We start from the raw sequence: 12,364 nt of genomic DNA on the forward strand, positions 1-12,364 counted from the left end.
ATTGTACATTTTTATTTTGTCACTTTTGTACATTTTTATATTGACATTTACAGAGAAAATTAAAAGTATCCGGCTATTTTAGACGCCCTAAAAAGAAACCAAACATTTCTAACCCCCTAAAAAAAGTATCCCGAGATTTCCGAGTCCCTAAAAAGTATCCGGACATTTCGGAGTCCCTAAAAAAGGTAACCTAATATTTATAAGTCACTAAAGAAAATAGGTGCACTTAACTAAAAACGATTATCAATATCAAAAATACATTGACAATATTCGAATAATTTTGTACAATATAAGTGCAGGTAGTAATACACTGTGTACCAGCGAGCAGTGAATTTACGTTTAAGCGTACTTTAAGTACGTCATCTCGCTGGGAGAAAAACACCTTTATCGTATGATGAGGTGTTTTATCTTTATAAGGAGAATGAAAATGGATATATTTGTATATTCTGATGAATCAGGAGTTTTTGACCCTATTCATAACGAATATTTTGTTTTTTCTGGAATAATCTGTCTTTCTAAAGATGAAAGAGATAATTGTTTAAGGAAATACTTAGGATTAGAGCGTGAATTAAGACAAAGAGCTAACTATGATATAGATAAAGAATTAAAAGCTACTACTATTACAATAAAAGAAAAAAGAAAATTATTTAGTAGCATGAAAAAAACTTATAAATTCTGTGCTATTATTGACCAAAAGAGAGTAAATAAAAATATAATTTGTAATAAAAAAACTAAACAAAGATTTTTAGACTATGCTTTTAAAATGGGGTTAAAAAATGCTTTAAAAAATTTAATATCACAAAATATCATTAGCTGTGATGAAGTGAAAAATATTCATGTGTTCTGTGATGAGCATACTACAGCTACTAATGGTCGATATGAATTAGAAGATGGGTTATTTCAAGAATTTAAAATAGGTACTTTTAATTGGAGTTATAATAAATTTTTTGAACCATTATTTAAAAAAATGGACTCTGTAAATGTGCAGTTTCTTTGTTCGAAAAAACAACCTTTAATAAGAGCGTCAGATATACTAGCTAACAGAATATATTTTCATTGTACTAGGAATGAATTTGATAAAATAAGAGAGGTAGAAAACTTATTTATTAAACAACTACCATAAACAAGACTAGGTTTAATTTCTTAGTCTTATTTTTATTAAATAAAAAACTGTTAAAAAACCGTCCTTAATTCCTTTTACATGTGCTAGATAATTAATAAAAATAATCTTGAGTTGACCCACACTTGACCCACAAATTGAAATATTTACCAACATTATTGAAAAATTACTAAATATAGAAATGTTGATATATCAATGGTTGGGAAGTACTGGGAATTTTTAGAAATTATCAAATCAAACAGAGAAACTAAATAATAAAGTTAGAGAAGCCTTAAAGTATCAACGTTTAAGGCTTTTTGTTTTGCTACTTGAATGTCATTTGAATGCCATACAAAAAACCGCCAGTAAATTAATACTGACGGATGAGAGCATTTAGCTCTAGTTATGATTTGCGATAGATACAATTAAGTATCTATGTTAGTAACTATATTGTATTATAAATAGGGATGAAAGTCAAATTTTAGTTATTAAAAAATAGATTTTTAATGCCGTTTTCTATAATTTTTAGTATGTCATCATTAACTCTAACTTTTGTTAAGGGGTCTAAATTATCCTTACGCTTGAAAATTTTATTTTTATCTATAGTAGTAATAGCATCTATCTTTATATATGTATCTTTATCGAAATCTTTAATGTACTTTTTTACTCTATCTTTTGCATTTTCCACTATATTTCTTTCTAATAGTACTTTTTGATAAAAAGTTTTTAGTTGATGTAAATCTTCAGTAAATGGTTCTCCATTTCTTTCCCTTTCTTCTAATTTATTTAAATCTGATTCAATTTTGTTCATATTTTTATCATTTAATTTAATTTGTTCTTCAAGATAATCTAATGTCAGTGAAGCTAATCCCCTAGAAATACCAGCAGTTAATTTTATATTTTGTTTTCCCTCTTTAGAAGTTAAGGGAACAACAGTAATTGTATTATCTTTCTTACTATCATTTTTGTTTAGTGTTATTGCATAATGGTAAGAAGAAAATTCAGAACCATAATTTATACCAAAATCAACATATACTAAAGTACCTTGTGGGAAAACCAAGTTTCGTCTTCTTTTTCCTAGAACGTCCCTTTCAAGTTGTGTGGCATAATTCCCCATACTAGATCCTAATCTTTTAGTTTTAAAGTGATTTGGATTTTTTTTTGTTATATTTTTTATCTTTTCTGTCGATTCTTCTAATTGCTCAATATTTCTTTTTTCTAATCGTTCTTTGTCCATAATAATACTCCCTAATACAATGATAAATAGATTGAGGAAAACTTAATAATCTGATTTATTACTTTTTAGTATATTACATAAAAGTTCAGCTAATATTTTCTACAATCACATTTTTTACTATTAATAATTTTAACTTATTAACAGACTTTTATTGATTTATTTCAAGTATATTATATCTTATAAAATAGAGAAAATAAAATATAAAGTAATACGAGTATCTGAAATTATAAAAATGTTAATTGACTTACTATATATTAAGTGATAATATGTTCAGTAAGGAATTTTAACAAGAACTTACAAAAGAAATTCGTAATTTAGTTAAAGAGATTTTACAAGATGAGATTAAACAAGATAAACTTTACTATAGTCCATTATCTTTTGACTTATAAAACTAGAATAAATTTTAGAAATTTTTGTAAAATACCTTTACAAATGAAAGGAAAAATATTATACTATTTACTATCCAATGAAAATATTGTTAATTTTTCTACAGATATTTCTTGTTTTTAATATAGAATTCTTTAGCGAAGCTAACAAAATTAGAAAAACAAAAGAAATTTTAAAAAAATTAAAAAAGTTGTTGACAAACTATAATATCTATTATATAATTAATACATAAGTTAATAACAAATATTTATGCGGGTGTAGTTTAGTGGTAAAACCTCAGTCTTCCAAACTGATGTTGTGAGTTCGATTCTCATCACCCGCTCCATTTTTTTATTTAGAGATTTTTCCACAGTAGCTCAGTTGGTAGTAGCATCTGACTGTTAATCAGAGGGTCGCAGGTTCGAGTCCTGCCTGTGGAGTAAAGTACGGCTGTGTATGCAGCCGTATATTTTTTTGTTTAAAATCTCGCTAAATATTATTATAGTAGGAAAAATTATGTTATAATAGTTCATGGTATATGAACTTTTATCGAGTTGAATTTTATATAGTTTAAAGTTGAAGTTTAAGAAAATAAAGAGAATTTTATAGGAGAATTTTATGTTTTTAGATGAGGTAAAAATATTCGTCCGATCAGGTGATGGTGGGAATGGATTAGTAGCATTTAGAAGAGAGAAGTATGTTCCAAAAGGTGGGCCAGCAGGTGGTGACGGTGGACGTGGAGCAAACGTTGTATTTATAGTTGATGAAGGTTTAAGAACTTTCATGGATTATCGTTACCAAAAGAAATTTGTAGCACCTAATGGTGAGAATGGAATGAGTAAAGGTATGCACGGTAGAAAATCTAAAGATTTATACTTAAAAGTACCACCTGGAACTGTAATTCGTGATACTGATACTGGAGAAGTATTAGCAGACTTAGTAGAACACGAGCAAGAAGTAGTAGTAGCTCGTGGAGGACGTGGTGGACGCGGAAACTGTCGTTTCGCAACACCTTCAAACCCAGCGCCAGAAATCGCTGAAAATGGTGAACCAGGAGAAGAAAGAAATCTGACTTTAGAATTAAAACTTATGGCTGATGTAGGTCTTGTTGGATTCCCTTCTGTTGGTAAATCAACATTATTATCAATAACATCAAAAGCAAAACCAAAAATTGCTGATTACCATTTTACAACATTAGCACCAAACCTTGGAGTTGTAGAAACAAAAGATCACAGAAGTTTTGTTATGGCAGACCTTCCAGGATTAATCGAAGGTGCTAGTCATGGGGTAGGACTTGGACATCAGTTCTTACGTCACATTGAAAGAACAAAGGTTATTGTACACGTAGTAGACATGTCAGCAACTGATGGACGAGATCCGTATGAAGATTATAAAATTATTAATCAAGAATTAGCAGAGTACAATATGAGACTTTTAGAAAGACCTCAAGTAGTAGTAGCTAATAAGATGGATATTCCAGTAGCTAGTGACAATCTTAAAGAGTTTAAAAAACGCTTAGAAAATGACGGTGAAGAAGTAGATATCGTTGAAATTTCTGCATTTACACGTAGTAATATCGATAATTTACTTTATAAAGTAAGTGATATTCTAGATAATACAGATCCTAATATGTTGTATGAGCTTGATACTGAAGAAGAAAGTATGGAAAATAGAGTTCTTTATAAACATAAACCTAAGGATGAGACATTCAAGATTACTCGTGATGATACAGGAGCTTATGTGGTAAGTGGACCTGGTATCGAACGTGCTTTCTTAATGACTGATTTCAACCGTGATGCTTCTGTTAGACGTTTTGCTCAACAAATGCGTTCTATGGGCGTAGATGATGCTTTACGTGATAGAGGATGTAAAAATGGTGATACGGTTAAAATTCTTAAAGGTGAGTTTGAATTCGTAGAGTAGGAGACAACCACTGTGGATAAAGAAAAAGTTTATTATATAATTAGAGAAGATGTATTACCAGAAGCTGTAAAGAAGACATTAGCTATGAAAAAAGCTTTAGAAGAAAATTCTAAATTGTCTATATTAGAAGCTTCAAAAAGATTTGATTTAAGTAGAAGTGCATTTTACAAATATAAGGACACTATTTTTCCTATTCAGGATGTAAAAAGACAATCAATTCTATCATTGTCTATAGATGTTGATGATATTCCTGGGATATTAGGTAAAATTTTATCGGTTGTTAATGAAGCTAAGTGCAGTGTACTTACTATCCACCAAACGGTGCCGATAAATGCAAAAGCTACGATAATTATTTCTTTAGAGCTTAGTTCAGGTGATATAAATATTGAAAAATTAAATAAACGAATTAAAGATCTCGAGTTTGTTAATTCAATTAAAGTAATTGGGTTAAGCATGTAGAGATAGTTTAATAAAGATGAAATGTAGGAGAACAGAGTAGGGAAGTCAGTTTCCTATGCTTGTTCTTCTTTTTATTTTAGAAAGGTGAATTATGCAGAAAAATGATATATTCGAAGGGAAGGTTATAGATTATACCCACGATGGTCTTGGTGTAGTTAAAATTGACAATTTTCCGATTTTTATTGAAGATGTTATAGAAGGTGAAGTAATCGAGTTTAAGATAATTAAATTAAAGAAAAATCTTGGTTATGGAAAAGTTCTTAATATTATTGAAAGTTCTAAAAATAGAGTTGATGGTATTCCAAAAACTTCAGGAGCAAATTTAGTTCATATGAACTACGAAGAACAGTTGAAGTTTAAAAAGAAAAAAGTTCAAAATGTTATGGATAAAGCCCTTGGGAAGGATTATATCGAAGTATTAGATACGTTAGGAATGGAAGACGGATATCATTACCGTAATAAATCTGTGATTCCAGTACAAAAAGTTAATGGTGAGGTTAAGATGGGTTATTATAAACCACGAAGCCATGATGTTGTTAATATAGAGAAGTGTTTTATTCAATATGATGAGCACAATATATTAATGAACAAATTACGCAGTTTAATTTCAGAGCTTAACTTATCTGTCTATGATGAAAATAATCACTCAGGAGCTATTAGACATATTATGTTTAGAACAAATACCCTAAAGAGTGAAATCATGGTAGGTATTGTAGCGAAGGAGAAGTTTAATAAACTAGATGAATTCGTTGAAAAAATATCTAAATTAGACGATAGAATCGTTAGTATTATGTTAAATATTAATGACAAGAAGACAAATGTAATCTTTGGTGATAAAACTGAAAAATTATTTGGACAAGATTATATAACTGATACGTTAGATGGAATAGAGTTTAAGATTTCACTTCGTTCATTCTATCAAGTGAATCCAGTTCAAACAGAGGTATTATATAGTAAAGCGTTAGAACTTGCAGAATTAAGAGAAACTGATACGATAATCGATGCTTACTGTGGTATTGGAACAATAAGTCTATTCGCAGCGAAGAAAGTTAAGAAAGTATATGGTATTGAAATCGTAGAAGCGGCTGTCTTAGATGCCCGCGAAAATGCGAAAATTAATAATATAACTAATGCAGAGTTTTTATTAGGAAAGAGTGAAGATGTAATTAAAAAATTAATCTCACAAGATGTGAAATTAGATGCAGTTATTGTGGATCCACCACGTAAAGGATGTGAGGAAAGTTTCCTACGTGATCTTGCAGCTATGAATATAGAAAAAATAGTCTATGTTAGTTGTAATCCAGCAACATTAGCTAGAGATATGGAAATTATGAGAACATTAGGTTATAAACTAGGTGCAGTGCAACCTGTAGATATGTTCCCAGGAACGTACCATGTTGAAGCAGTAACACTTCTTGAACGAAATAATTAGAGAAGTAGAAGAATATTTTATAATCTCGGATAGTGCTCGTAGAATGAGGAGAGAAACCTTTGATATGAAAAGAAAGTTTGAACCTCCGAGTGTGTTGTATTGATATCAAGGATTAGGAACTGATAGCTGTTTAAGCCCAGTAATACCGAAATTTCTGGACAATCAAACTAATTTGTTAAAGGGGAGGATAAACGCTATTCGATAACTTATTCAAAGGAAAAAAGGCTAAAAAGTGTGAGAGTTGAGTTGTTGAATTAGATATTGTTGTTATTCCGAGATGGAGAAGCAGAGGATATAACCGTGTCTATGATAAGTTTTGTATCATAGATATAGACTATATAATGCATGTATCATATAATTGGACATCAACAGCTAATGATAGTGAAGAGATCTTAGCTACTGCACTTAATCATGAACTTGTAGTAAAGTTTGCAAAGAGTTTATGAAATTATATAATGGGATTTATTTTAAACAATGACAAATTAGTGTTGTGGGAGGACAATAATGCTGGAAAAAACACTAGAAACTTCATCAGGAGTGATTCATTATTGGATAAATGAAATTAATAAACAATCAAGAATCGCTCTTATATTTTTGCCAGGACTTACTGCTGATCATAGATTGTTTGACAAACAGATAGAATATTTTAAGGATAAGTTCAGAGTATTGGTTTGGGATGCACCTGGACATGCTTCATCATATCCTTTTGACCTTGATTTTGATTTGTTTGATGAAGCAAAATGGTTGTATGAAATATTAATAAAAGAAGGAATTGATCAACCAATCTTAATTGGACAATCAATGGGAGGTTATCTAGGCCAGACTTATGCAGAACTATTTTCTGAAAAACTAAATGGTATTGTTACTATTGATTCAGCTCCTCTTCAAAGGCAGTATTATACCGTAATAGAATTATGGTTATTAAAAAAAGTAGAAGTAATATATAGAATTTATCCATGGAAAACACTTTTGAGACTGGGGCCGAAAGGCGTATCAACAACTGAATACGGAAGAAAATTAATGTTGGATATGATGATGGTTTATGATGGGAACAAAAAAAGATATTCTCATCTAGTAGGGCATGGATATAAAATCTTGGCAAAAGCAGTAGAAAAAAATCTGACTTATGAAATAAAATGTCCACATATGGTGATATGCGGTAAAGAAGATCGAGCAGGTTCCTGTATCCGATATTTGAAATTATATGAGAAAAAATCTGGGAAGCCTGTTGAGTGGATTGATAATGCTGGTCATAATTCGAACACTGATAGACCACATGTTGTAAATAAATTGATTCATGAATTTGTGAAAAAGCGCGACATATAAATACTAGGTTGTCGAGGTAATACCGTTTAACGATAACCTTATTCTATCGTTAAACGGTTTATAGACATGTTTCCATCTATCAAGTAAATCCAGTTAAAACAGAAGTATTATATAGTAAAGCGTTGGAACTTGTAAAATTAAAAGAAACTGATAAGATAATCGATGCTTACTGTGGTATTGGAACAATAAGTCTATTCGCAGCGAAGAAAGTTAAGAAAGTATATGGTATTGAAATAGTAGAAGCGGCTGTTTTAGATGCTCGTGAAAATGCTAAAAATAATATAACTAATGCAGAGTTTTTACTAGGTAAGAGTGAAAATGTAATTAAAAAATTAATCTCACAAAATGTAAAATTAGATGTAGTAATTGTTGACCCACCACGTAAAGGATGCGAGGAAAGTTTCCTATGTGATTTAGCTTCAATGGGAATAGAAAAGATAGTTTATGTTAGCTGTAATCCAGCAACATTAGCTAGAGATATGGAAATTATGAGAGGTCTAGGTTATAAACTAGGTGCAGTGCAACCTGTAGATATGTTCCCAGGAACGTATCATGTCGAGTGTGTAGTATTGCTGGTAAAAGCCTAGAAGCATTTTATCGAAGGACTATATGAGTGGATGTATAAAAGTGGCCAAGAATAAATCATTAATATCATCAATATGGAAGACTGTAATTTGGTGCATCTTGAGCTGAAGCAGAGGAATCAGTTTCGATAGGACTATCACATCAAATTTTAAATTTTTTTAGGAGGAATAAAAGTCAATTTATAAAGCAAAAGTTAAGAGAGCAAGTGCTCTATCTATGGACTTTTTTTCATTTCTACAGTATACTAAAAGTAGTATTATTAAGGTTATAGTCTGAGTAGTAGCTATTGTTTATGCATAGAGGATGGAAAGGATAAAGTGATATGTCATGGGTTAAAATATTACTAGCTAATATAAACAAAATATTGAATAGGGAAGCTAAAAATGTAGAGTATTATTCTTTTAATGAAATAGATTTTGACCCAAAATTCAATAACTCTAATATTTTAGAAAACAAACTCAAATATAAAACATACTACGAGAATCAAGGAAACCAGACCTTTGAGTCACTTTTAGAAGATGGCGGTTGTCTAGAATTAGAATTGCTTTATGGTGATAGTATCTTATCAGATAGTTTTGGATTTCGTAATATTGGGAAAGGGGCAGGTGTTACTAAACTTGCAGATTTAAATTTCAGGTATAAAAGAATAGCTGTTTCATCTGAATATAGAAGAATAGGGGTATGTAGTTGTTTAGTATTAAAATCAATTATAGTAGTTTTAGAAAATTTGAAGCATTATAATATTGAGTTTTCGTTAGTAAATACAGTCTCAATTGATATTGATGACAAATTTTCGGTCTATAATTCTATTCTCACAGAGACTGTGCCAAAAGAAAATATGCAATATAAAGCGTTCTTGGTTAAAAATAGAGATTCTGATTTAGAATTCTTACAAGAACAATATAATAGAAAACTTAAGAAATTGCTCAATAATCTTGAAGGTTGTAATTAAAAGTTTATATTGGAAGGTTAATCTCTTTGAAAAGCAACAGAAAAATAGAATCTTTAGGAGTAGGGAAACTTAGTGATTTGATCAATGATAATGACCTGCTACAAGCATACATAGATAGTAATGACAAAACACCTATGTGGGATGGTGAAGTCCATGTACTTAAAGTCGCATCTGATAAAAAAGAGGATATAATAGGTAGAGTTCCCATTCAAGTAAAAACTACTCAAAGGAAGACAAGATTGAACTCATTTGATATCAGTGCCTCAGATTTAATATCTTATAAATCTGACGGAGGTATATTCTTTTTTGTAGTTTTTCTGGACAGCGAAGGCAAGCTACAAAAATTTGCTACCGTTCTCTTTTACCGTTAACGATAAGAAACCTATTAAGAAAATCAAAGTTGGGAAAAAACTCTCAAAAAAAGAGCCTTTCAGTAACAATTTACGACCTAAATGAATCTGAGCTATATTCTGAGATGAGACATTTTTTAGATGAAAGAATGCGACAGATCAGTTTTTCTAATGATAAAAACCAATTGTCAGAAAGCCTCCCTGAAGATAGAGAATTTCGATTTTATTTTACAGGTTCGTCTCCAATCAGTGTTTTTGAGTATCAAAAAAGGCATGAAATATTTCCATACATAATTGATAAATATACTGGTGCTGAAATTCCAGTAGGAAATGATATAAAGATAGCTAGTATTTTTGAAGAAACTGATTTAATTATAAAGCTTGGTGATGAATATTTATTTAATGATGTAAAATGTATTTATAATTCAGATGGAAGTGTAGAGTTAAGATTTGTTACCGGTTTTACAATTAGTATCTTCTCAGAATCTGAAAGAGAGTTTTCTTTTTCCTTTGAAAGACCAAATAGTCTCTTAGAAGCAATTTATAATACTAGAGTTTTACTTGAATTTTCTTCAAAGGGTTACATATATATTAACGAGCATAGGTTGAATTTTCAGAGTGAGAATTTAAGAAAGTTAAATAATCTGAACCTTAATGAACAGTTAACAGAACTAGATAATTTAAAGAGTAGCTTGGAAAAATTGATATATTTGATTTCAAACTTTCGAAAGAAGATATGGATAGGATTGCGACACTTGATAGGCAGCAAAGTTCATTCTTCTCACACTACGATCCGAATATTGTGGAGTGGTTCGTAAAGATGGTTGAAGAACGTAAAACAAAGCATGATGGTAAAGAAGAAAAGGCATGGTAAGTGTAAATGTCAATATAAAAATTTACAATTATTCAAAACTAACATAATCTTTTAGTCGATAAGAATTACCTATAGTGGGTACTACATAAGCGTGATGAAGTAGCCTGTCAAGTACTTTCTCATCACTGAATAATGTCGCCCACTCAGAAAAAGGAATATTAGATATGGCTATTATACTCTTCTTTTCATAACGTCGGTCTATTAGTTGGAATAATAATTGCTCATCATCTTTTTCTAAAGGTAAATAACCAATTTCGTCTATAATCAGTAATCTTTACTTTGAATAGTATTTTAATCGCTGCTCTAGCCTATTTTCAACTAGAGCGGCTTTTAAATTTGCTAATAAATCATGATATTTTATAAAATATGTTGAATATCTAGAGCTAGCTGTTAATCTTCCAATCGCTGTTGCTAAATGAGTCTTTCCAATACCACTATTGCCTATAAAGATTAAATTTTTATTGTTTTCTATAAAATTTAAGCTAGCTAAGTTCCTTATTTCTAATTGGTTCATATCGGAATTAAATGAAAAATCAAAATCGTCTAATGATCTATTATAAGGAAAATTAGCTACTTTAATCATAGATTCTTTTACATTTTGCTTTTTTATATCTACTTCATAATCTGTTAGTTTCAATAGAATATCTATTACCGACATTGTTCTATTTTGAGTTAGTTCTATTATCTCATCTATTCTGTGGTTGCATTGCTTTAAATTAATATATTCTAAATTCTCTTTTAATCTAGTATAATTAAATCTATTTGTTATTTTATATCGATTCCTTATTCTCTCATGTGGTAATGTTAGTAAGGAATCTTTTTCTTTTTGTAAACTTATTATTGGGACCTCTCTTGTTGTTTGATGTACTTGTAGATTCCATCTCATCATTATTTTTTTCACCAATTCTACTAATTCTGTATAATCTAACATACCATTATAAGCGTATAGTTCATTTAATAATTTTACTATATTTTCTACTTTTCCTTTTGTTTGTGGTCTGTACGCTGTAAATGTTAGAATAAAAGTGTAAATAAATTTCAAGATAAAAATGTACAAAGAATATATAATATAGATATCTTAAAAAAAGGAGATATCTATGATACTAGACATAAAAATACCAACTGAAATTAAGTTGAATTCATTAGAAGATTTAAAGGAGTACAAGAAATTTATGGACGATAATAATTTAAAAATAAATATAGCTGCCTTATCTAGAAAGTATAAAGTAGACAGAAGAACTATAAATATCTTAATGGTTTTGAAAAAAAGAAGACGAAAAACAAATCATCAAAACTAGACAAATACTATGATTTAATAAAAAGCCCATTAAGTTCGTCAAACATATCTATCATCAGTTCCTTAAAGGATATAGTCCAAAAAGCATTGCCAAGGAACTAGACACCGAAGGTATCAAGGAATCGGCGGGGAAAGCCAACTGGTATCCTTCATCAGGCCTTAAAATGCTTCAAAATGAAAAATACAAGGGTGATGCTTTGCTTTAGAAAACCTATATCATTGATTTACTGATGAAGAAACGAATAGATAACGATGAATAAGTTAATCAATACTATATTGAAAACAATCATGAAGCAATTTTAGATAGAGATAAGAGGGAGATTGTTCAGTTAGAAATAGTAAGAAGAAAGAAATTTAGAGAACAACATAAGCACCAATTTTATATCATGCAGAAAGGAAACAATCCCTTAATTGTAAATGTCAATATAAAAATGTACAAAAGTGACAAAATAAAAATGTACAAT

12 protein-coding genes, 2 tRNA genes and 1 pseudogene are annotated in these 12,364 nt (G+C 29.9%); 13 read left to right on the forward strand and 2 right to left on the reverse strand.

Features of this window, described 5'->3' with window-relative positions; genetic code table 11:
- The first annotated feature begins 427 nt into the window (after positions 1-427).
- Entirely contained in the window at positions 428-1,123 is a 696-nt protein-coding gene (locus RWL85_RS07630; RefSeq protein WP_314086729.1) for a DUF3800 domain-containing protein, read from the forward strand.
- A 457-nt stretch (positions 1,124-1,580) separates the two neighbouring features.
- Here RWL85_RS07630 and RWL85_RS07635 read toward each other — a convergent pair whose 3' ends face one another.
- Positions 1,581-2,336, reverse strand: a complete 756-nt coding sequence (locus RWL85_RS07635) for a type II toxin-antitoxin system PemK/MazF family toxin (protein WP_314086730.1) — start codon at positions 2,334-2,336, stop codon at positions 1,581-1,583.
- A gap of 638 nt (positions 2,337-2,974) precedes the next feature.
- On the opposite strand from RWL85_RS07635, the gene RWL85_RS07640 reads away from it, so the two are divergent.
- The 10 genes from RWL85_RS07640 to RWL85_RS07685 all read left to right on the forward strand — a co-directional run bounded on the left by RWL85_RS07640 (position 2,975) and on the right by RWL85_RS07685 (position 10,547).
- A tRNA-Gly gene (locus RWL85_RS07640) sits at positions 2,975-3,048 on the forward strand.
- A 20-nt stretch (positions 3,049-3,068) separates the two neighbouring features.
- Positions 3,069-3,142: transfer RNA gene (locus RWL85_RS07645), tRNA-Asn, on the forward strand.
- Between the two features lie 178 nt (positions 3,143-3,320).
- Positions 3,321-4,625 (forward strand): GTPase ObgE, encoded by a 1,305-nt coding sequence (gene obgE, locus RWL85_RS07650; protein WP_314086732.1) that lies wholly within the window; start codon positions 3,321-3,323, stop codon positions 4,623-4,625.
- A gap of 12 nt (positions 4,626-4,637) precedes the next feature.
- Positions 4,638-5,084, forward strand: coding sequence for an ACT domain-containing protein (locus tag RWL85_RS07655; protein WP_314086734.1), 447 nt, complete (start codon positions 4,638-4,640; stop codon positions 5,082-5,084).
- 91 nt (positions 5,085-5,175) lie between these two features.
- Positions 5,176-6,516: a 23S rRNA (uracil(1939)-C(5))-methyltransferase RlmD gene (gene rlmD, locus RWL85_RS07660; RefSeq protein WP_314086736.1), complete on the forward strand. Its 1,341-nt coding sequence runs from the start codon at positions 5,176-5,178 to the stop codon at positions 6,514-6,516.
- 504 nt (positions 6,517-7,020) lie between these two features.
- On the forward strand, positions 7,021-7,842 hold the full coding sequence (locus tag RWL85_RS07665; protein WP_314086737.1) for an alpha/beta hydrolase: 822 nt from the start codon (positions 7,021-7,023) through the stop codon (positions 7,840-7,842).
- Between the two features lie 74 nt (positions 7,843-7,916).
- Positions 7,917-8,429 carry a 23S rRNA (uracil(1939)-C(5))-methyltransferase RlmD gene (rlmD, locus tag RWL85_RS07670; protein ID WP_314086745.1) on the forward strand — a complete coding sequence of 171 codons (513 nt, stop codon included), beginning with the start codon at positions 7,917-7,919 and terminating at the stop codon, positions 8,427-8,429.
- A gap of 320 nt (positions 8,430-8,749) precedes the next feature.
- On the forward strand, positions 8,750-9,379 hold the full coding sequence (locus RWL85_RS07675; RefSeq protein ID WP_314086738.1) for a hypothetical protein: 630 nt from the start codon (positions 8,750-8,752) through the stop codon (positions 9,377-9,379).
- 26 nt (positions 9,380-9,405) lie between these two features.
- Complete coding sequence (locus tag RWL85_RS07680) at positions 9,406-9,750, forward strand: hypothetical protein (RefSeq protein WP_314086739.1); 345 nt, start codon at positions 9,406-9,408, stop codon at positions 9,748-9,750.
- A gap of 29 nt (positions 9,751-9,779) precedes the next feature.
- Positions 9,780-10,547, forward strand: a complete 768-nt coding sequence (locus RWL85_RS07685) for a hypothetical protein (RefSeq protein WP_314086741.1) — start codon at positions 9,780-9,782, stop codon at positions 10,545-10,547.
- 84 nt (positions 10,548-10,631) lie between these two features.
- Here RWL85_RS07685 and istB read toward each other — a convergent pair.
- Positions 10,632-11,534 (reverse strand): annotated as a pseudogene (gene istB / locus RWL85_RS07690) (IS21-like element helper ATPase IstB).
- 166 nt (positions 11,535-11,700) lie between these two features.
- On the opposite strand from istB, the gene RWL85_RS07695 reads away from it, so the two are divergent.
- Together RWL85_RS07695 and RWL85_RS08585 are read left to right on the forward strand one after the other, a co-directional pair.
- Positions 11,701-11,901 carry a hypothetical protein gene (locus RWL85_RS07695; protein WP_314086743.1) on the forward strand — a complete coding sequence of 67 codons (201 nt, stop codon included), beginning with the start codon at positions 11,701-11,703 and terminating at the stop codon, positions 11,899-11,901.
- A gap of 28 nt (positions 11,902-11,929) precedes the next feature.
- On the forward strand, positions 11,930-12,106 hold the full coding sequence (locus tag RWL85_RS08585) for a recombinase family protein (RefSeq protein WP_399533783.1): 177 nt from the start codon (positions 11,930-11,932) through the stop codon (positions 12,104-12,106).
- The last annotated feature ends 258 nt before the right edge of the window (positions 12,107-12,364 follow it).

The organism is uncultured Gemella sp., assembly GCF_963515875.1.
Lineage (GTDB): Bacteria > Bacillota > Bacilli > Staphylococcales > Gemellaceae > Gemella.